16 protein-coding genes, 1 tRNA gene and 4 pseudogenes are annotated in these 21089 nt (G+C 60.2%); 20 read left to right on the top strand and 1 reads right to left on the bottom strand.

Annotated elements, in window-relative coordinates; all coding sequences use genetic code 11:
• Nucleotides 1–7: 7 nt before the first annotated feature.
• The 8 genes from JCM21793_RS03320 (at nt 8) to JCM21793_RS03285 (ending at nt 7711) form a co-directional block, all read left to right on the top strand.
• Nucleotides 8–598 carry a peptidylprolyl isomerase gene (locus JCM21793_RS03320; RefSeq protein ID WP_025029452.1) on the top strand — a complete coding sequence of 197 codons (591 nt, stop codon included), beginning with the start codon at nt 8–10 and terminating at the stop codon, nt 596–598.
• Nucleotides 599–625: 27 nt separating this feature from the next.
• The gene (locus tag JCM21793_RS03315; RefSeq protein ID WP_007009560.1) at nt 626–1102 is read left to right on the top strand and encodes a peptidylprolyl isomerase; all 477 of its coding nucleotides are present in this window, start codon (nt 626–628) and stop codon (nt 1100–1102) included.
• Between the two features lie 56 nt (nt 1103–1158).
• On the top strand, nt 1159–2235 hold the full coding sequence (queA, locus tag JCM21793_RS03310) for a tRNA preQ1(34) S-adenosylmethionine ribosyltransferase-isomerase QueA (RefSeq protein WP_025029451.1): 1077 nt from the start codon (nt 1159–1161) through the stop codon (nt 2233–2235).
• The gene (tgt, locus tag JCM21793_RS03305; RefSeq protein WP_025029450.1) at nt 2232–3362 is read left to right on the top strand and encodes a tRNA guanosine(34) transglycosylase Tgt; all 1131 of its coding nucleotides are present in this window, start codon (nt 2232–2234) and stop codon (nt 3360–3362) included. The genes queA and tgt overlap by 4 nt, the downstream gene beginning before the upstream one ends.
• Nucleotides 3363–3779: 417 nt before the next feature.
• On the top strand, nt 3780–5189 hold the full coding sequence (locus JCM21793_RS03300) for a circularly permuted type 2 ATP-grasp protein (protein ID WP_025029449.1): 1410 nt from the start codon (nt 3780–3782) through the stop codon (nt 5187–5189).
• 11 nt (nt 5190–5200) lie between these two features.
• Entirely contained in the window at nt 5201–6142 is a 942-nt protein-coding gene (locus tag JCM21793_RS03295) for an alpha-E domain-containing protein (RefSeq protein WP_025029448.1), read from the top strand.
• A 10-nt stretch (nt 6143–6152) separates the two neighbouring features.
• The gene (locus JCM21793_RS03290) at nt 6153–6947 is read left to right on the top strand and encodes a transglutaminase family protein (RefSeq protein WP_025029447.1); all 795 of its coding nucleotides are present in this window, start codon (nt 6153–6155) and stop codon (nt 6945–6947) included.
• A gap of 35 nt (nt 6948–6982) precedes the next feature.
• Nucleotides 6983–7711: a proteasome-type protease gene (locus JCM21793_RS03285; protein WP_025029446.1), complete on the top strand. Its 729-nt coding sequence runs from the start codon at nt 6983–6985 to the stop codon at nt 7709–7711.
• Between the two features lie 33 nt (nt 7712–7744).
• Here JCM21793_RS03285 and JCM21793_RS03280 read toward each other — a convergent pair whose 3' ends face one another.
• Nucleotides 7745–8161, bottom strand: a complete 417-nt coding sequence (locus tag JCM21793_RS03280; protein WP_025029445.1) for a DUF4864 domain-containing protein — start codon at nt 8159–8161, stop codon at nt 7745–7747.
• A 205-nt stretch (nt 8162–8366) separates the two neighbouring features.
• On the opposite strand from JCM21793_RS03280, the gene JCM21793_RS03275 reads away from it, so the two are divergent.
• The 12 genes and pseudogenes from JCM21793_RS03275 to glmU all read left to right on the top strand — a co-directional run bounded on the left by JCM21793_RS03275 (nt 8367) and on the right by glmU (nt 21075).
• A complete protein-coding gene (locus tag JCM21793_RS03275) occupies nt 8367–9143 on the top strand; it encodes a DeoR/GlpR family DNA-binding transcription regulator (protein WP_025029444.1) in 777 nt (258 codons plus the stop codon).
• 141 nt (nt 9144–9284) lie between these two features.
• On the top strand, nt 9285–10814 hold the full coding sequence (glpD, locus tag JCM21793_RS03265) for a glycerol-3-phosphate dehydrogenase (RefSeq protein ID WP_025029443.1): 1530 nt from the start codon (nt 9285–9287) through the stop codon (nt 10812–10814).
• The gene (locus JCM21793_RS03260; protein ID WP_025029442.1) at nt 10807–11889 is read left to right on the top strand and encodes an ABC transporter ATP-binding protein; all 1083 of its coding nucleotides are present in this window, start codon (nt 10807–10809) and stop codon (nt 11887–11889) included. The genes glpD and JCM21793_RS03260 overlap by 8 nt, the downstream gene beginning before the upstream one ends.
• 9 nt (nt 11890–11898) lie before the next feature.
• On the top strand, nt 11899–12990 hold the full coding sequence (locus tag JCM21793_RS03255) for an ABC transporter ATP-binding protein (protein ID WP_025029441.1): 1092 nt from the start codon (nt 11899–11901) through the stop codon (nt 12988–12990).
• On the top strand, nt 12987–13850 hold the full coding sequence (locus tag JCM21793_RS03250; RefSeq protein ID WP_007009571.1) for a carbohydrate ABC transporter permease: 864 nt from the start codon (nt 12987–12989) through the stop codon (nt 13848–13850). Before JCM21793_RS03255 ends, JCM21793_RS03250 begins: the two co-directional genes overlap by 4 nt.
• On the top strand, nt 13847–14647 hold the full coding sequence (locus tag JCM21793_RS03245; RefSeq protein ID WP_025029440.1) for a carbohydrate ABC transporter permease: 801 nt from the start codon (nt 13847–13849) through the stop codon (nt 14645–14647). Before JCM21793_RS03250 ends, JCM21793_RS03245 begins: the two co-directional genes overlap by 4 nt.
• A 10-nt stretch (nt 14648–14657) precedes the next feature.
• Nucleotides 14658–14950 (top strand): annotated as a pseudogene (locus JCM21793_RS23890) (DUF2160 domain-containing protein).
• A gap of 128 nt (nt 14951–15078) precedes the next feature.
• Nucleotides 15079–16807, top strand: a pseudogene (locus JCM21793_RS23885) (ABC transporter substrate-binding protein).
• Nucleotides 16808–16907: 100 nt separating this feature from the next.
• Nucleotides 16908–18398: pseudogene (glpK, locus tag JCM21793_RS23880) on the top strand (glycerol kinase GlpK).
• Between the two features lie 131 nt (nt 18399–18529).
• A tRNA-Lys gene (locus JCM21793_RS03225) sits at nt 18530–18605 on the top strand.
• Between the two features lie 175 nt (nt 18606–18780).
• Nucleotides 18781–19539 carry a cytochrome c biogenesis CcdA family protein gene (locus JCM21793_RS03220; protein WP_025029439.1) on the top strand — a complete coding sequence of 253 codons (759 nt, stop codon included), beginning with the start codon at nt 18781–18783 and terminating at the stop codon, nt 19537–19539.
• Nucleotides 19540–19714: 175 nt separating this feature from the next.
• A pseudogene (glmU, locus tag JCM21793_RS23875) lies at nt 19715–21075 on the top strand (bifunctional UDP-N-acetylglucosamine diphosphorylase/glucosamine-1-phosphate N-acetyltransferase GlmU).
• Nucleotides 21076–21089 lie beyond the last annotated feature (14 nt).

The following is a 21089-nucleotide window of genomic DNA, read 5'->3' as shown; positions in this document are numbered from 1 at the left end:
GAGTTTCATGCAGCTTCGCAAGCTAGCCTCGTCTGCGCTCGTGGCCGGCGCCCTTGTGGCTTCTCTCGGTATGGCTTCGGCCGCCGAACCTGAAAACACTTTGATCCTCACGCTCAGGAACGGTGAAGTGACCATCGGGCTGCGGCCGGATCTTGCGCCCAGGCATGTGGAGCAGGTCAAGGCCCTCGTTGAAGAGGGCGCGTATAACAATGTCGCTTTCCATCGCGTGATCGACGGGTTCATGGCGCAGACCGGTGACGTCCAGTATGGCGATGTAGAAGATGGCTTCGATGCGCGTCTTGTCGGCACCGGTGGCTCCGAAAAGCCCGATTTGCCGGCGGAATTCTCCGAAGCCGCGTTTGCGCGCGGAACCGTGGGCATGGCCCGTTCGCAGAATCCGAACTCTGCCAATTCCCAGTTTTTCATCATGTTCGCGCCTGCCGAACACTTGAATGGACAATACACGGTGATCGGCGAAGTCGAATCGGGCATGGAACTGGTTGACGCGATCAAGAAGGGTGACGCCGCGCAGAACGGCATGGTGCAGAGTCCCGACAAGATTCTCGATGCGCGCATGGCGAGTGACGACGCGAACTAACCGCGTTGACCAAAGAAAGGTATAGGAATGGCTGATATCAAGGATCCGGAAAACACCATCGTCATGGAGACGACCAAGGGCAAGGTCGTTATCCAGTTGTTTCCGGATATTGCTCCCGAGCATGTGAAGCGCGTCAAGGAACTTGCGCGCGACAAGTTCTACGATGGCATCGTGTTCCACCGCGTGATCGACGGATTCATGGCACAGACGGGTGACCCGACGGGTACCGGTATGGGCGGTTCCGACAAGCCGGATCTCAAGGCCGAGTTCTCCAACATGGCCCATGAGCGCGGCACATGCTCGATGGCCCGTTCGCAGAATCCGAACTCCGCCAACTCCCAGTTCTTCATCTGCTTCGACAAGGCGCCATGGCTCGACCGTCAGTACTCGGTCTGGGGCCAGGTGACCGAAGGCATGGACTGCATTGACAGGATCAAGCGCGGCGAGCCGGTCTCAGAGCCGGATTCCATCATTTCCATGCGGGTTGCGGCTGACGCAGCCTGAATTTTCGATGCCGGGCGGCGCAGCGCCGCCCGGTCTTTCTTACCGGCCGGTTTGCGATGCGTGTAGACATCTTCGATTTTGAGCTGCCGGAGGAACGGATTGCGCTCAGACCGGTCAGTCCGCGCGATTCCGCGCGGCTTTTGACGGTCCAGGACGGTAGAATCCGTGATCATGTGGTGCGTGAGCTGCCCGAGCTTCTGCAGCCCGGCGACGCGCTGGTCTTCAACGACACAAAGGTTATCCCAGCCCGCCTTGGCGGCATTCGCCGGCGCGGTGAGGCGCAGGCGCGCATTGAGGCGACGCTGCACATGCGCGAGGGGCCGGACCGCTGGCGCGCTTTCCTGAAGCCCGCGAAGCGCGTGATTGCGGGCGAGCGCATTCAGTTCGGCCATGATGGCGAAAGCTGTTTCCTTGGCACACTTGAGGCGACCGTCGCGGAAAAGGGCGAGGGCGGGGAAGCGCTTCTCGTTTTCGATTTTTCAGGGCCTGTCCTCGATGAAGCCATCGCTGCAGCCGGCCATATGCCGCTGCCGCCCTATATCGCCGGGAAACGCGCCGAGGATGCGCGCGACGAGGTCGACTATCAGACGATCTACGCCCGTGAAGAGGGCGCCGTCGCGGCGCCGACCGCCGGGCTGCATTTCACGCCGGAACTGATGCAGGCGCTGGATGCGGCCGGTATCGAGCGGCATTTTGTGACGCTCCATGTGGGGGCGGGCACCTTTCTGCCGGTCAAGGTCGACGACACGGACGACCACAGGATGCATTCCGAACGCGGCGAGGTGAGCGCCGAGACGGCAGAAGCGCTGAACGCGGTCAGGGCGCGGGGCGGACGCATCGTCTCGGTGGGCACCACCTCGCTGCGGCTGCTGGAGAGTGCTTCGCAACGGACCGGAGTTCTGGAAGCATGGTCCGGTGCCACGGACATTTTCATCACGCCCGGCTATCGCTTTCGCACGGTCGACGTGCTGATGACCAATTTTCACCTGCCGCGCTCGACACTCTTCATGCTCGTTTCGGCCTTCAGCGGCACGGAGACGATGAAGCGCGCCTATCATCATGCGATCGGCAATGACTACCGTTTCTATTCCTATGGCGATGCCAGCCTGCTTTTCAGGGACGATCAATCGTGAGTGACCGGTTTACCTTCCGCCTTCTGGCAACGGACGGCGATGCCCGGCGCGGCGAGATTTCAATGCCGCGCGGTACCATCCGCACGCCGGCCTTCATGCCGGTGGGAACGGCAGGCACCGTCAAGGCCATGTATATGGATCAGGTGCGCGATCTCGGCGCTGACATTATCCTTGGCAACACCTATCACCTGATGCTGCGGCCGGGCGCGGAACGGGTGGCGCGGCTTGGCGGTCTGCATGAATTTGCACGCTGGCCTTATCCGATCCTGACGGATTCGGGCGGGTTTCAGGTCATGTCGCTGGCGGACTTGCGCAAAATCACCGAAAAAGGCGTAACCTTCCGCTCTCATGTGGATGGCCAGGTGTTCGAGATGCCGCCTGAGCGCTCCATAGAGATACAGGGACTGCTCGGCTCCGACATCCAGATGCAGCTCGACGAGTGTGTTGCACTGCCGGCGGAAGAATCCGAAATCGAACGGGCGATGGAGCTCTCGCTGCGTTGGGCGGAGCGCTGCAGGACCGCGTTCGGCAACCAGCCCGGCAAGGCGATGTTCGGCATCGTGCAGGGTGGAGACAAGCCGCATCTGCGCGAGCGCTCGGCCAGAGCGCTGGCTGCGATGGAGCTGAAGGGCTACGCCGTTGGCGGACTGGCCGTCGGTGAGCCGCAGGCCGTCATGCTCGACATGCTCGAAGCCACGTGCCCGGTGCTGCCCGGTGAAAAGCCCCGCTACCTGATGGGCGTCGGCACACCGGACGACATCCTGAAATCGGTCGCGCGCGGGATCGATATGTTCGATTGCGTGATGCCGACACGCGCAGGCCGGCACGGTCTTGCCTACACGCGGCGCGGCAAGATCAACCTGAAGAATGCCCGTCATGCCGAAGACATGCGTCCGCTGGACGAGGAGAGCGATTGTCCGGCCGCACGGGATTATTCCCGCGCCTATCTTCATCATCTGGTGAAGGCGGGCGAATCCCTGGCCGGCATGCTGCTGACCTGGAACAATCTCGCCTATTACCAGTCGCTTATGCAGGACATTCGTGACGCCATTGAAGCAGGGCGGTTTCAACAACGCTCGGCTGAAATCAGCGCAGCGTGGGAAAAAGGCGATCTGCCGCCCCTCTGATGGAGGCTGCTCATATTTTCGGCAGAGCAGCGCGCATCCGGCTTAGGGTCAGGACCTATTAATATGGTCGCAATGGTCGGCCTGATCTGTGCGGATACGCGAAGCAGGATCGCAGGAAGACTTCACGTCTTTCAAGGTCTTGCGACAAAGTAGGCCGTGCAAATCAGGCCGATCCGAAGGACGCTCGATAGACCGGCGATCTGCCGCGTCAAACCCCTTGACCGGGGGGAAGACCCCGCTCTGCGGGCTTCTCCTTGCATCTCTTGGTCTATCGAACGCCATTGTGATCATATTAATAGGTCCTGACCCTAAAGATTGGGCATGGAAGCCGGCAATCTTCCCGATTTCCCGCAACCTACAGAAACAACTTGCTTTTTTGAGGCATCCCCGCTGAAATGCTCTTGAGAGGAGCATTTCTTGACGCTATTTGACGAGATGCGCCTGGGGGGCCAGGCCCGAGATCCTTACGAAGATTACCAGAGCTGGTTCGACCGGCAGGACCCGAAACGCCTGAAACAAAAGGCGGACGATGCGGAGCGGGTTTTCCGTAGAACCGGCATCACTTTCGCCGTATATGGCGAGCAGGAAGCAGCCGAGCGGCTCATCCCCTTCGACATTGTCCCGCGCATTATCTCCGGCAAGGAATGGCGCCGGCTGGTGCAGGGCATCGAGCAGCGTGTCCAGGCGCTCAATGCCTTTCTCGAGGATATCTACCACCGGCAGGAAATTCTGCGCGCCGGGCGCATTCCCAAAGAGATCATATCCAACAACGAGGCTTTTTTGCCTGAAATGATCGGTGTGCGGCCGCCTGGCGGCGTCTACACGCACATTACCGGTGTCGATATCGTGCGCACTGGTGAGAATGACTTTTTCGTCCTGGAGGACAATGCGCGCACGCCGTCCGGCGTCTCCTACATGCTGGAGAACCGCGAGACGATGATGCAGCTCTTCCCGGAGCTCTTTCAGCAGGTGAAGGTGCTGCCGGTGGAGAACTATCCGCAGCTTCTGCGGGAATCCCTAAGAAGCGTGAAGCCCGAACATTGCGATGGCAAACCGACGATCGCCGTTCTGACACCCGGAAGCTTTAACTCGGCCTATTTCGAGCATGCTTTTCTGGCCGATCAGATGGGCGTCGAACTGGTGGAGGGACCGGATCTTCGCGTGGTGGACGGGCATGTGGCGATGCGCACGACGCAGGGCTACCGCCGCATTGACGTCCTTTATCGCCGGATCGACGACGATTATCTGGACCCGCTGACCTTCCGGCCCGATTCCGTCCTCGGCGTGCCGGGCATCATGGATGTCTACCGCGCCGGCAATATCACGATTGCAAATGCGCCTGGGACCGGAATCTCCGACGACAAGGCGATTTACTCCTACATGCCGGAGATCGTCGAGTTCTACACCGGCCGCAAGGCGATTCTGCAGAACGTGCCGACCTGGCGCTGTTCCGAGCCTGACAGTCTCTCTTACGTACTGGAGCATCTCGACGAACTTGTCGTGAAGGAGGTTCATGGTTCAGGTGGCTATGGCATGCTGGTGGGGCCTGCCGCTTCGAAGAAGGAGAGGGCGGCTTTTGCGAAGAAGCTGAAAGCGAGGCCGAAGAACTATATCGCCCAGCCGACGCTTTCGCTTTCAACCTGTCCGATCCTCACCAGCAAGGGGCTTGCGCCACGGCACGTGGACCTTCGTCCCTTCGTGCTCGTGTCGGATCGCATCCGCATTGTGCCAGGCGGTCTGACCCGCGTGGCGCTGAAAAAGGGCTCTCTTGTGGTCAATTCCTCCCAGGGTGGCGGCACCAAGGACACCTGGGTTCTCGATGATTAAGGCGCTCTGACATGCTTCTTGGTCGCTCCGCGAACGGACTTTTCTGGATGGCGCGCTACATCGAACGCGCGGAGAACATGGCGCGTCTGGTCGACACGGGACTTAGACTGGCGCTGACCCAGACCAGCGCTTCGTCGGACGAATGGGCTTCGGTTCTTACCAGTGCCGGGGTGCGTGATCTGTTCGAAGAGGAGAACGACGCGTTCGATACGGCGACAGTGACGAATTTTCTGCTGCGGGATACCGGCAATCCCTCGAGCGTCCTATCCTCCATAGACACCGCGCGCATGAACGCGCGTATGGTGAGGACCGCGCTTACGCGCGAGACGTGGGAGAGCGTCAACGAGGCGTGGATGTCGATGCACCGCATGCTGAAGAGACGTGTGGACGAACAGGACCTTCCAGCCGTTCTCGACGCCGTAAAACGTGAAACGGCGCTTATCCGCGGCGCGTTTCAGGGCACCATGCTGCGCAACGAAATTTTCGATTTTGCCCAGATCGGCACTTTGATCGAGCGGGCCGACAACACGGCGCGCATACTGGACGTGAAGTATTACGTGCTTCTGCCATCGGCGGCATGGGTGGGCTCGCCGCTCGACAATATCCAGTGGCAGACGATTTTGCGATCGGTGTCGGCACTTCGCTCATACCGCTGGACCCATGAAGGGGACTTCAATCCCGCAAACATCGCCGATTACCTCATCCTCAACCGGCGAATGCCGCGTTCGCTGGCCTTTTGTTATCGGGGCATTCAGGATTCGCTGGACTATCTGGCCGATGAGTATGGTGTACGTCAGAGTTGTAACGAAATGGCCGATGCGAAGGTCGAAAAGCTGAAAACTGCGGCTGTCTCGGATGTATTTGATGAAGGCCTGCACGAATTCCTGAGCGATTTTATCCGCGACAACGCAGCGCTGGGCAGTCAGATCGCCACAGATTTTCGCTTCCACTGAGGGCAGCCAGATGCGCCTGAAAATCAAGCACCGCACGGAGTATCGATATGATGCTCCTCTCTCATACGCCCTTCAGCGCCTGCGCCTCTTTCCGCAAAGCGGCCCGACGCAGGAGGTGGTGGAGTGGACGCTGAAGACCGAGGGCGCCACGCAGGAAGCGCAGTTTGTCGACGGTTTCGGAAATGACACGCGTCTTGTGAGCATTGATGGCGAACCGCATACAATCGTGATCGAGGCGTCCGGCGTGGTTGAAACGCGCGATACGGCTGGCGTAACGGGCAGACATCAGGGACTTGCGCCGCTGTGGCTCTTTCAGCAGCAGACGCCGCTTTGCACCGCCGGGCGTGGCATTTCGACCCTGCTACGCGGCATCGACGGCGAAACGGATGTCGAGCGCCTCCACAGTCTCATGAGCGTAGTACGTGATCGCGTGGCCTACAGAATCGGAACCACCGATGCCGGTACGCCAGCCGAGACCGCCCTGGCGAACGGAGAGGGGGTCTGTCAGGATCACGCCCACATTTTTCTCACTGCAGCGCGTATGATGGGATTTCCGGCTCGCTATGTAAGCGGTTATCTGCGCATGGATGACCGGGATGAACAGGCAGCGAGCCATGCCTGGGCCGAGACACATCTCGAAGGGCTGGGCTGGGTGGCTTTTGACTGTTCCAACGGCATCTCGGCGGATGATCGCTATATACGGGTTGCAACAGGGCGGGATTACCGTGATGCGATGCCGGTGATGGGGATCAGGATCGGGCAGGCGCAAGAAGAGCTTGCGGTTCAGATCACGGTCGAGCAGTAATCTTTTAGAGCGAATCTGAATGAGGTACGGTCCGGATGACCTATTGCGTCGGGCTGAAAACACAGCATGGCCTGGTGTTCATGTCCGATACGCGGACGAATGCCGGTGTCGACAACATTTCCACCTTTCGGAAGATGCATTGCTGGCAGGAGCCGGACGACCGCGTTCTGGTGCTGCTTTCGGCGGGTAATCTGGCGACCACGCAGGCCGTGGTCAGCCTGCTGGACGAACGGACCAAGGCGCCCGATGAGCGCACGCCCTCAATGCTCGAAACTCCGTCCATGTATCAGGCGGCGCGCCTGGTGGGGGATACCGTCAAGGAAGTCATCCGCCAGTCCGCGCCGGCAGGCCAGAGCGCAGACGCATTCGGTGCCTCTTTCATTCTGGGTGGCCAGATTCGCGGTATGGAGCCGCGTCTCTTCCTGATTTACCCGGAAGGGAATTTCATCGAGGTCAGCGCCGACACGCCTTTTTTCCAGATCGGTGAGACGAAATACGGAAAGCCCATTCTGGTTCGTGCCTTCGACACGGCCATGAAGCTGGAAGAGACGGTGAAGCTCCTGCTTGTCTCGTTTGATTCGACGCTCAAATCCAACCTCTCCGTCGGTCTGCCGCTCGACCTTCTCTTCTACGAGAACGACACATTCCGCATCGGCTATGAAAAGCGCATCGAGGCGGATGACCCGTATCTGCGGGAAATCTCCGAGGGATGGTCCGACGCCTTGAAGACGGCGTTTAAAAGCCTCCCTGACTTTACGCGCTGAGATCCGTGGCGAACCGGTTCGCCGCTTGGCGCATCAGATAGCAAGAGCGTCTGCCTGCTTCAGGCTCACACCTGTGATCCGATAGGTGCCGTCGGTCTGCCGCTCAAGGGTATAGACCGCTTCATAGCTTTTGCCGTTCGGACCCGTGGTCAGCACGCGCTGAATGACCGTCGACGCGTTCGGCTCGGCAGCCTTTCCGAATGCGTAATTGCGCGGGCGGTAGACGGGCTGATAGCCGCGCGTCACCATCGCCATGAAGCGATCGAGCGTCGGGAAAAGCGCCTTGATGTTGGGCGCGGCGTAGGAATAGGCGCGTTCATTGTCTCCTGCCAGAAAGGCTTCGATCTGGTTCCTGATGGATGACTGCGCTGCGCGAATTTCCGCCTCGCCGGCGAAAGCGAAAACAGGCGTCAGCAATGTCAGCGCGATGGTCGGCAGCAGGTTTCTCATGGTGCGCTCCTCTCTTTCCGCGTGTGTGCGGCTTTCTCCCGAAGCCGGTTTTGCATTTTAGTCTGTTTTCGGAGCCACGAGACATGACCGGAAATGGTTTCGGCGGCGATTGCCGGTGTGCGTTCGCCGTACTGCTCGCCGCAGAGTGCGCTTGCTCTATGTTCGTTTTTGTCCTTATATGATAAAAACGAACATAGAGACGACAATGAACCCTTCATTCCTGACGCCGCGACTCTCGGAGATCCTTGAACAGGCAAAGGAGCATGGCCGTGTTCTGGTGGATGACCTTGCCGAGCATTTCAGCGTGACGCCGCAAACGATACGGCGTGACCTCAACGAGCTCTGCGACCGGCGCCTGCTGACGCGCATCCATGGCGGTGCGCTGCTGCCCTCCGGTATCGAGAACATGGAGTATGAAGCGCGGCGCAAGATTGCTCTGGATGAAAAGCGGGCGATCGGCCAGGCGGCAGCGCGGCTCATTCCCGACAGGGCGTCGCTTTTCGTCAATATCGGCACCACCACCGAAGCCGTGAGCGATGCGCTTCTCGATCATGAAGGACTCATGGTCATCACGAATAATATCAATGTTGCCAATAGGATGCGTGTATATCCTTCACTCGAGGTCATTATCGCTGGCGGTGTTGTCCGCGGTTCCGATGGCGGCGTTGTCGGCGAGGCCGCTGTCGACTTCATCCGGCAGTTCAAGGTGGACTATGCCGTGATCGGCGTCTCATCCATCGACCCGGATGGCGCGCTTTACGATTTCGATTTCCGCGAAGTGAAGGTGGCGCAGGCGATCATTGCCAATGCAAGACATGTCATCCTGGTGTCCGATTCGACCAAGTTCGAGCGCGGCGCGCCGGTGCGCATCGGGCATTTATCGCAGGTCGACACATTCATCACCGACCGCTGCCCGCTTCCGGCGATGCGGACCCTGTGCGAGGACGCGGGTGTGCGGCTTATTGAGACCGGCGCCCAGTAATTTTATTTTCGTTTGACATTCATTCTGCTTTCGAAATAATTCTTTTTTCTCCGCTGGAGGAGGACTGCTTCTACAGCCTGAGAGATAAGGGAGGATTGCGTGTCCGGTTCCGCGCCCAGTTCATTGTCCGCCAGCTCTGCCATGTTCGACGTGTTCGTCATTGGCGGCGGCATCAATGGCTGTGGCATTGCACGCGACGCGGTCGGGCGTGGTTACTCCGTCTTTCTGGCGGAGATGAACGACCTTGCGAGCGGCACCTCTTCCGGCTCTACCAAACTTATCCATGGCGGTCTGCGCTATCTCGAACATTACGAGTTTCGCCTCGTGCGCGAAGCGCTGATGGAGCGCGAGATTCTGTGGCGCAACGCGCCGCACATCATCTGGCCGATGCGTTTTGTGCTGCCTTTGCACAAGGGGCTGCGCCCAGCCTGGCTCGTGCGGCTCGGGCTCTTCATCTATGATCATATCGGCGGGCGAAAGCGGCTTCCAAAGACACGCACGCTCGACATGCGGTCCGACCCGGCGGGTAAGCCGCTGAAAGCCTCCTACCGGCGGGCCTTTGAATATTCGGACTGCTGGGTGAATGATGCGCGTTTCGTTGTGCTGAATGCCCGTGACGCTGCAAATCGGGGTGCCGATGTGCGGGTGCGCACACGCGTGATCTCGGCCGAAGACGAAAACGGGACCTGGAAAGTTCGTATCCAGAACCTCTTGACCGGTGAGACCGAGACCGTGCGGGCGCGTTATCTCGTCAATGCAGCCGGTCCCTGGGTTGATCACGTCATTTCGGGCGTGCTGGGCCAGAACGACGTTCACAATGTGCGGCTGGTCAAGGGCAGTCACATCGTCGTCGGGCGCAAATTCGATGATCCGCGTGCGTATTTTTTCCAGAATGCCGATGGGCGGATCATCTTCGCCATCCCATACGAGGAAGATTTCACCCTGATTGGAACCACGGATCAGGATTACGACGGCGATCCGAAGGATGTGGCCATCAGTGACAGCGAGGTTGACTATCTCTGCGCCGCTGCAAGCGAATATTTCTCCGAACCGGTGACCCGCGACGATATCGTATGGACCTACTCCGGGGTGCGCCCTCTATTCGATGACGGCGCCTCGAAGGCACAGGAAGCGACGCGGGACTATGTGCTGAAATCGGAGACCGCGCGGGGCGGTGCGCCCATGGTGCACGTGTTCGGCGGCAAGATAACGACCTACCGCAAGCTGGCCGAATCCGCCCTTGAAAAAATCGCCGGGGCGCTTGGTCCCAAAGGGCAGCCGTGGACGCATGCGGGCGCGCTGCCGGGCGGCGAGTTTCCTTTCGACGGCTACGAGGCACAGGTCGAGGCGCTGATGCGGGACTATTCCTTCCTCGACAGGCATCATGCGGCGCGGCTTGTCAGGCTCTATGGCCTGTGTGCCCGCGATCTCCTCGGAGAAGCGCGGTCGGTCGATGATCTGGGCCGGCATTTTGGTGTCGATCTCTACGAAGCCGAATTGCGTTATCTGGCCGCTCACGAATGGGCTGTCAGCGGTGATGACGTGCTTTGGCGCAGAACCAAACGCGGTTTGCGCCTGTCGCAGGAGGAGGCGGCAGCGGTCGACACTTTCATGCGTGAAATATCGGGAATGCACAACCAGGCGGCAAACGCTGGGGGAGGACATGCTTGAACTGCGCGACGTTTCAAAGGTCGTATCCGGCGAAACGCATATAGACGACGTTTCGCTGAAGCTGGAGCCGGGCTCGTTGAACGTGCTGCTCGGGCCGACGCTGTCTGGCAAGACCAGCCTGATGCGGCTTATGGCCGGGCTTGACCGGCCGACCGCGGGCAGCGTGTGGATGGATGGTGCCGATGTGACCGGCGTGCCGGTGCAGAAGCGCAGCGTTGCTATGGTCTACCAGCAGTTTATCAATTACCCGGCGATGACGGTTTATGAAAACATCGCTTCGCCGCTGCGCGTTGCGGGTGCCGAGAAGCGCGTCATCGAGGAAAAGGTACGGCAGGCGGCAGAGCTTCTGCACCTGACGCCGCATCTGGACCGCACACCGCTGGAGCTTTCCGGTGGCCAGCAGCAGCGCACGGCACTGGCCCGCGCCATGGTCAAGGAAGCGCGTCTGGTGTTGCTGGACGAGCCGCTGGCCAATCTGGATTACAAGCTGCGCGAGGAATTGCGCGCTGAACTGCCAAAGATATTTGCGGCGTCCGGTGCGATCTTCGTCTACGCCACCACTGAGCCGAGCGAGGCGCTGCTTCTTGGCGGCAGCACGGCGACGCTGAGCCAGGGGCGCCTGACGCAGTTCGGCCCGACCATCGACGTGTTCCGCAAGCCGATCGACCTCGTCACCGCGCGCACCTTTTCCGACCCGCCGCTGAACACCGTGGCGGTGACGAAGGCGGGCAGCAGGTTCGCACTCGACGAAACCGTTCAACTGCCCGTTCCACAGGGCCTCGAAGGTGCGCCCGACGGACAGTACACGCTCGGCTTCCAGCCCCATCATCTGTCGCTGGCGGCGCGCGCGGACGACGGAGTTTCGGTCCGGGCCACCGTTTCGGTGACTGAAATCACCGGTTCCGAGAGCTTTGTCCATCTCGATTTCGCAGGCCACCGCTGGGTGATGCTGGAAGAAGGCATTCATCGTCTGGAGGTCGGCGAAACGGTCGATGTCTTTATCGATACGCGCCACGTGCTGGTGTTCGACAATGCAAACCGGCGTGTCACGCCCGGTACCAGCCAGGCTGCGTAGGAGGCGGGAATGGCGCGAATTGATCTGAACAACATCCGCCACGCCTACATGCCCAACCCCGTGAGCGATGACGATTTCGCTTTGAAGCGGGTTCACCACACCTTTGATGATGGTGGCGCCTATGCTCTTCTGGGGCCGTCGGGCTGTGGCAAAACCACGCTTTTGAACATCATCTCGGGGCTGCTGCGGCCAACCGAGGGAGATATTCTCTTTGATGGACACAAGGTGACGGACCTTTCCACGGAAGATCGCAATATCGCGCAGGTTTTCCAGTTTCCGGTCGTCTACGACACGATGACGGTCTACCAGAACCTCGCCTTTCCCCTGCGCAATCGCGGCGTGGCTTCCAATGAGATCGAGCGGCGGGTGCGCGAAACGCTCGAAATGATCGATCTGGCGGACCGCGCTGATCAGAAAGCCAAGGGACTGACGGCAGACGACAAACAGAAAATCGCGCTCGGTCGCGGGCTGGTGCGCTCGGATGTCAGCGCCATCCTGTTCGACGAACCATTGACGGTTATCGATCCCCACATGAAATGGGTGCTGCGCTCGCAGCTGAAGGAACTGCACCGGCGCTTTGCCTTTACCATGGTCTATGTGACCCACGATCAGACCGAGGCGTTGACCTTCGCCGATCAGGTGGTGGTGATGAACGAGGGCGAGATCGTTCAGATCGGAACGCCGGAAGAACTGTTCGAACGTCCCAATCACACCTTTGTCGGATATTTTATCGGCTCCCCGGGCATGAATGTTCTTCCTGTCCGGATCGACGGGCAGGGCGCCCATATTGGCAGCCATGCCATCAGCTTGGCCGGGCCGATCGCGGCGGACCGTGCGGCGCGCATGGAACTGGGCGTGCGCCCGGAATATGTGCGCATCGGCAACAAGGGCATTCCGGCACAGATAGCGCGCGTCGAGGATACGGGGCGGCGCAAGATCGTTCATGCGACCATCGAGGGGCAACCCATTGCCGCGATTGTCGCCGAGGATACTGCCATTCCCGCTGAACCGCATATCAGTTTCGATCCCGCCGGCATCAACATCTATGCAAATTCATGGCGTGTGGATCCGGCGGCTGCGCGCCAGGGAGGGGCAGCATGACCAAGACATGGAACAATCGGGCCTGGTTTCTCGTCCTGCCGGTCCTGCTGCTGGTCGCATTCAACGCGATCATACCGCTGATGACGGTGGTGAACTACTCGGTGCAGGAGACGTTCGGCAACAATCTGTTCTTCTTCGAAGGTGTCAAATGGTATGAGGATGTGCTCACCTCCGACCGTTTCCACGCCTCGCTTTTCCGGCAGTTTCTGTTCACCGGGATCATTCTTCTGATCGAGGTGCCGCTCGGCGTCGCCATTGCTCTGACCATGCCGCGCTCCGGGCCATGGGTGTCTGTCTGTCTTGTGCTGATGGCGCTGCCGTTGCTCATTCCGTGGAACGTGGTGGGTGCGATGTGGAACATCATGGCTCTGCCGGATATCGGCCTTCTGGGCTATGGGCTGAATGCCCTCGGCATTCCCTACAATTTCACACGCCAGCCCATTTCCGCCTGGTTCACGGTGGTGTTGATGGATGTCTGGCACTGGACCTCGCTCGTGGTGCTGCTTGCCTATGCCGGCCTGCGCTCCATCCCGGAGGCCTATTATCAGGCGGCGAAGATCGACGGCGCATCGCGCTGGTCGGTGTTCCGCTATATCCAGTTGCCCAAGATGAACCGCGTTCTCACCATCGCCGTTCTCCTGCGCTTCATGGACTCCTTCATGATCTACACGGAGCCCTTCGTGCTGACCGGCGGTGGCCCCGGCAATGCCACGACCTTCCTGTCCATTGATCTGGTGAAGGCGGCGCTGGGTGAATTCAATCTCGGCATCGCAGCGGCCATGAGCATCATCTACTTCCTCATGACATTGCTGGTGAGCTGGATCTTCTACACGCTGATGACCCGGGGAGAAGACCAATGAGACTGACCCGCTGGCTCGTTCCCACGCTCTACATCGTCTTCCTGCTTCTGCCGATCTACTGGCTGGTCAACATGTCGTTCAAGACGACAAACGAGATCCTGGGCGGCTTCAGCCCCTGGCCGAAGAACTTCACCATCGACAGCTATGTGGAGATCCTCACCAATCCGGTCTGGTATAACGGTTACATCAGCTCTATCAGTTATGTCCTTATAAACACTGTCATTTCTGTCGCCTTTGCGCTGCCTGCCGCCTATGCGTTCTCACGTTATCGCTTTCTTGGCGACAAGCACCTGTTCTTCTGGCTTCTCACCAACCGCATGGCGCCGCCGGCGGTCTTTGCCCTGCCGTTTTATCAGCTCTATTCGGCCGTCGGTCTGTTCGACACACCCTGGGCCGTGGCGCTCGCGCACTGCTTGTTCAACATTCCGCTCGCCGTCTGGATCCTCGAAGGGTTTATGTCGGGCGTGCCCAAGGAGATCGACGAAACGGCCTATATCGACGGCTATTCATTCCCGCGCTTCTTTGTCAGAATTTTCATGCCGCTGATTGCATCGGGCATCGGGGTGACAGCCTTCTTCTGCTTCATGTTCTCATGGGTGGAACTGCTTTTGGCAAAGACGCTGACCTCTGTCGCCGCCAAGCCCATCGCGGCTGTCATGACGCGCACAGCAAGCACGTCCGGCTATGAGCTGGGACTTTTGGCTGCGGCCGGCGTACTGACCATCATTCCGGGCGCGATCGTGATCTGGTTCGTACGCAATTTCATCGCCAAGGGCTTTGCCCTCGGGCGCGTGTAGGGAGGAAATCATGCCCCATTGGCTCGATCTCACATGGATGGCCTGGACCTGGCAGACCGCCACGTTCTTCCTCGTCATCTTCGCGCTTCTATGCGCCATGACCGTCTGGGAATGGGCGAGCCCCGGTGGAGGGCCGCGGCACGGGATTCTCGGTCTGGACACGACACGCGGCGACCGTCTGTTCATCTCTCTGCTTGGCAGCGCTTCATCCATCTTGGATGGCTAGGGCTGACGGATATGCCGCTTTGGGGCGGTACGATTTTGTCGCTGATCTACGCCTACGCGGTGTTTCGCTGGGTGTAGGTCCATCGGCAAAGCAAAGCGGAACGGCAGGCCGCTCCGCAAACCGGCGCAACGGGACCGGAACAAACCCACCCGAACCGCCAACCATGTTCAGAAAATGAATGTGGAAACAGGAGGAGGAGTTTGAAATGAAAGCGCATTTGAAAGCTTCAGTCGCTGCGCTCGCTCTGCTCTGGCTGCCCGGCCAGGCCATGGCGGACATGGCGGCAGCCGAAAAGTGGATTGATGACGAGTTCCAGCCCTCTTCACTCAGCCGTGAGGAGCAGCTCGCAGAAATGGAATGGTTCATCAAGGCTGCAGAACCGTTTCAGGGAATGGAGATCAACGTCCTCTCCGAAACCATCCCGACCCACACCTATGAATCCGAAACGCTGACCAAGGCGTTCGAGGAGATTACGGGCATCAAGGTGAACCACCAGCTTCTGGGCGAAGGTGAGGTGGTTCAGGCCGTGCAGACGCAGATGCAGACCAACCGCAACCTCTACGATGCCTATGTCAACGACGCCGATCTGGTGGGCACGCATTCCCGCCTGCAGAGCGCCGTCAACCTCACCGACTGGATGGGCGGCGAGGGTGCGGACGTCACATCGCCGACGCTCGACCTGGAAGATTTTATCGGTGTGGCGTCGGCCACGGGTCCCGACGGCAAGCTCTGGCAACTGCCCGACCAGCAGTTCGCAAACCTGTACTGGTTCCGTAAAGACTGGTTTGATCGCCCTGAAATCAAAGAGAAATTTAAAGAGAAATACGGGTATGAACTGGGCGTCCCCGTCAACTGGTCTGCCTATGAGGACATCGCCGATTTCTTCACCAACGACGTGAAGGAGATCGACGGCGTTCGCGTGTACGGCCATATGGACTACGGCAAGCGCGCACCGGATCTCGGCTGGCGCATGACGGACGCCTGGCTTTCCATGGCCGGTGCGGGCTCCAAGGGTCTGCCCAATGGCCGGCCGATCGATGAATGGGGCATCCGCATGGAGGAGGGGTCCTGCAACCCATCCGGTGCATCCGTCAGCCGCGGCGGTGCTGCCAATGGACCGGCCGCCGTCTACGCCATCCGCAAATGGGATGAGTGGCTGCGTCAGTATGCACCGCCTGGTGCCGCCGACCTCGACTTCTACCAGTCGCTGCCGGCATTGAGCCAAGGCAATGTCGCCCAGCAGATATTCTGGTACACGGCCTTCACCGCCGACATGGTGAAGGCGAAGAGCGAGGGCAACAACACCGTCGATGACGAGGGCAATCTGCTTTGGAAGATGGCGCCTTCGCCGCATGGGCTATTGGGAAGAGGGTATGAAGCTCGGCTATCAGGATGTCGGCTCCTGGACCCTGTTCCAGTCCACGCCCGTGGACCGGCGCAAGGCGGCGTGGCTCTATGCCCAGTTCGTCACGTCGAAGACGGTTGATGTGAAGAAGAGCCATGTGGGTCTCACGATCATCCGCGATTCCACGGTGAACCACGAATCCTTCACCGAGCGGTCGCCGAAGCTCGGCGGGCTCGTTGAGTTCTACCGCTCACCGGATCGGGTCCTGTGGACGGACACCGGCGTCAATGTGCCGGACTACCCGAAGCTCGCCCAGATCTGGTGGCAGCAGATCGGCGATGTGAACTCCGGCGCCTTCACGCCGCAGGAAGCAATGGACCGTCTGGCCGGCGAGATGGACCTGACCATGGCCCGCATGCAGGCAGCGGACGAAAGCGCCAATGTCTATGGTGGCTGCGGGCCGCGTCTGAACGAGGAGAAGGACCCGTCCGAGTGGATCGGCAAGGGTGGCGCCAAGGCCAAGCTTGAAAACGAAAAACCCCAGGGCGAAACCATCGTCTATGAGGAAATCGTCAAGCGCTGGCAGTAAGGCCGGTTGCAGTCGGCTTGATTGACATGACAATTGCACGGGGAGGCGGTCAGTCCGGCTCCCCGTTTTCGACAGTTTTGCAGACCGATCCGGAGGACTCATGAGCGGCTATGTATTGGCGATAGACCAGGGCACCACGTCGAGCAGGTCCATCGTGTTTGACGCGGCCATGAAGCCGCTGGCGACGGGCCAGAAGGAGTTTCCGCAACACTACCCGGATTCGGGCTGGGTCGAGCACGATCCCGAAGACATCTGGAAGGGCGTGGTCTCCACCGTGCGCAGCGCTTTGCGCAAGGCGAAGCTCTCCGCCGGAGATGTTGCCGCCATCGGTATCACCAATCAGCGCGAAACGGTCGTCGTATGGGAGCGCGATACGGGCAAGCCGATCCACAATGCCATTGTCTGGCAGGACCGCCGCACTGCGCCCATGTGTGAAAAGCTGAAGGCCGAGGGGCTGGAAGAAACTTTTACGGCAAAGACCGGCCTGCTTCTTGATCCTTATTTTTCCGGAACCAAACTTGCCTGGATCCTCGATGAGGTCGAAGGCGCGCGCGAACGGGCCGAAAAGGGAGAGCTTCTTGCAGGGACCATCGACACATTCCTGATCTGGCGGCTCACCGGCGGCAGGGCGCATGTGACCGACGCGACAAACGCATCGCGCACGCTGCTTTTCAATATCGGGACAAATACGTGGGATGACGAACTTCTGAAAATCCTTCGCGTGCCGAAGGCCCTGTTGCCGGAGGTGAAGGACAGTGCGGATGATTTCGGCGTGACGGAGAAGGCACTTTTCGGCGCGGCCATCCCGATCCTCGCGTTGCCGGAGACCAGCAGGCAGCCGTCATTGGCCAGGCCTGTTTCGAGCCGGGCATGCTCAAGGCAACCTATGGAACGGGTTGCTTTGCGGTCCTCAACACCGGCGAAACCATGGTCGCCTCGAAGAACCGCCTGCTCACCACCATTGCCTATCGGCTGAACGGCGTGACGACCTACGCGCTCGAAGTCCATTTTCGTTGCGGGTGCTGCGGTGCAATGGTTGCGCGACGGCCTGAAGGTCATCGGCAAAGCCGCCGATTCCGGGGCGCTTGCCGCGAAAGCCGACCCCACACAGCACCTTTATCTCGTTCCCGCCTTCGTGGGGCTCGGCGCGCCATACTGGGACGCGGAAGCCCGCGGCGCAATCTATGGCCTCACGCGCAATTCAGGCCCGGCGGAGTTTGCGCGGGCGACGCTCGAATCGGTCGCCTACCAGACGCGCGACCTGCTCGATGCCATGCGCAAGGACTGGCAGGACGGGGCGAACGACACGGTTTTGCGCGTCGATGGCGGCATGGTTGCCAGCGACTGGATGCTGCAGTGCGTTGCCGACATGCTCGACGCGCCGGTGGACCGACCGACTCAGCTTGAGACGACGGCGCTGGGAGCTGCCTGGCTCGCGGGCGCGCGGGCGGGCGTATGGCCGGCAGCCGGTGATTTTGCGCGGAGCTGGGAGCTTGATCGGCAGTTTCGGCCAAAGATGGGCGAAGCCGAGCGTGAGGCCAGGCTAAAGGGCTGGCACGATGCGGTGCGCCGCACGCTCAGCACCACGTGAAGTCGCCCCGAATGGTGCTGGTCGGGAGGAGCGGAAAAAAGTCGGGAGAAAGACACTTTTTTCCGGTTGACCGCTGATAAGCGCCTCTCTATGTTCCGCCGCAATTTCCGGGGTTCGGAAGAACCCGCCGGGAGCGCGTAGCTCAGTTGGTAGAGCAACTGACTTTTAATCAGTAGGTCCAGGGTTCGAGCCCCTGCGCGCTCACCACCATCTCCGTCAGACCGCCGTTGAACGTCATTCTCCCGCACAGGCTGGCTGCGCGGGTGCTCATCCGTAGCGACGGTATGCCACGCAAAGGTGATTGGCGTGTGCGGAACCTCTGCTTATACGGGTGTGTTCTTTCTGCAGCGCGCATTGCGCGGATTTGGTTTTGAGATGAAGCATGGCGATTGATGTTGGATATTTGAGTGCCGCAGGTGCGGGTGCGCTGTCGTTCCTGTCCCCGTGTGTCCTGCCGCTCGTTCCTCCCTATCTGTGCTACATGGCCGGTGTCTCGGTGGAGCAGTTCCAGGGCGAAGGCGCAGATGGAACCGGCGCTTCGTCCGGCGGCGCAACGCGGTTTGCGCTCTTTGCGGCGTCCGTCTCCTTCGTGCTCGGCTTTACCACGGTCTTCGTGCTTCTGGGGGCTGGAGCGTCCACGATCGGCGCCGTGCTGCGCGCGTGGCAGCAGGAACTCGCCATTCTTGCCGGCATCGTCATCATCATCATGGGACTGAACTTCCTGGGCGTGGTGCGGATTCCTTTTCTGTCGCGCGAAGCACGCTTTCAGGCGGGGGGGGAACCGGCCACCAGGCTCGGAGCCTATGTCATGGGGCTGGCGTTCGCGTTCGGCTGGACACCGTGCATCGGGCCCGTTCTGGGACCGATCCTGACGCTGGCTGGCGGGCGCGAGACCGTTGGCGATGGCGCGCTGCTGCTCGCCGTTTATTCTCTGGGGCTTGGGGTGCCGTTTCTTCTGGCGGCACTGTTTTCGGGCAGTTTCATGCGCTTCCTCGCCCGGTTCCGCATGCAGCTCGGGCGAATTGAAAAAATAATGGGCGGACTGCTGGTCCTTGCCGGTGTCCTTTTCTTAACCGGCGGCATGCAATCCATGGCTTTCTGGCTTCTTGAAACCTTTCCGGCCCTTGGCAAACTCGGCTGAGAGCGGACTGGTGCCGCAAGGGCAGAATGCTGGATCGCCGTGCGTCCATCCGGACGCACAAAGGACGATCTAAACGATTGATGGAGCATCGGAATAATCCGAAAACCGGATTCCACTTTTCGGTCCGATGCTCTAAGAAAAGGCGACTCGTCAGAAGCACAACGGATTTCCTTCCATGAGCGAACGCACCTGCCTTTCCGTCATTCTCGCAGCAGGCGAGGGGACGCGGATGAAAAGCGCCACGCCCAAGGTTCTGCACAGGATCGCCGGGCTGGAAATGCTCGGTCACGTGACACGCGCGCTTGACGGTGCCGGAGCTGGCAACAAGGCGCTGGTCGTGGGGCACGGTGCCGAAGCCGTGTCGAAAGCGGCGGAGGGGTTTGCGCCAGGGGCCGAGACATTCATTCAGTCGGAGCGGCTCGGCACGGGCCACGCAGTGCTCGCAGCCCGCGCGGCGATTGCACGCGGGTATGACGATGTTCTCGTGACCTTTGGCGACACACCGCTCATTTCGCTGGAAGCGCTTCAGACACTGCGCGCAGGGCTGGCCAGGGGAGCCGACATCGTGGTCATGGGGTTTCGCACGGATCGCCCGACCGGCTATGGCCGGCTGATCGAGAATGGCGACGCGCTGATTGCGATCCGCGAGGAGAAGGACTGCTCCGATGAAGAGCGCCGGATAACGTTTTGCAACGGCGGTGCCATGGGCATTGCCGGCAATCGCGCGCTGGAGCTCCTTGAGGCCATCGGCAACGACAACGCCAAGGGCGAATATTACCTCACCGATATTGTCGAGATCGCGACCGGTCGCGGGTTGACGGTTCGGGCAATCGAAGCCGATTACGAAAGCGCGCTCGGCATCAACAATCGGGCGGAACTTGCCGCTGCGGAAGCGATCTGGCAACAGCGCCGGCGCGAAGCCATGATGCTGGATGGCGTAACGCTGATCGCTCCCGAAACCGTTTATTTCGCACATGACACCGTTGTCGGCCGCGACACGGTCATCGAACCGAACGTCTTCTTCGGACCCGGCGTGACGATAGGCGAAAACGTGACGCTGAAAGCCAATTCCCATCTCGAGGAAGCGCGTGTCGACGCGGGAGCCTCAGTCGGACCGTTCGCGCGGCTGCGTCCGGGCGCCGAAATCATGGATGGCGCGAAGGTTGGCAATTTCGTTGAGATCAAGAAGACGCGTGTCGAACCCGGCGCCAAGATTCCGCACCTGTCCTATGTGGGCGACGCCCGGGTTGGTGCGAAGGCCAATCTTGGAGCCGGTACCATCACCTGCAACTATGACGGCTTTTCGAAGCATTTCACCGATATTGAGCCGGGCGCCTTTGTCGGCACCAATTCTTCACTGGTTGCCCCGGTGACCATCGGCGCGGGTGCCTATGTGGCGTCGGGCAGCGTGATCACGGAGTCCGTACCAGCGACGCACTCGCTTTCGGCCGCGCGCGTCAATCCAATCGTGAGGGTCTTGGCAAACGTCTGCGCGATCGGCTGGCGGCGCTCAAGGCAAAACGCTCAAAAACTTGATATCCAGGCAATAT

This window comes from Nitratireductor aquibiodomus NL21 = JCM 21793 (genome assembly GCF_000615975.1).
Taxonomy (GTDB): domain Bacteria; phylum Pseudomonadota; class Alphaproteobacteria; order Rhizobiales; family Rhizobiaceae; genus Nitratireductor; species Nitratireductor aquibiodomus.
This window is presented reverse-complemented; position numbering and strand designations above follow the sequence as displayed.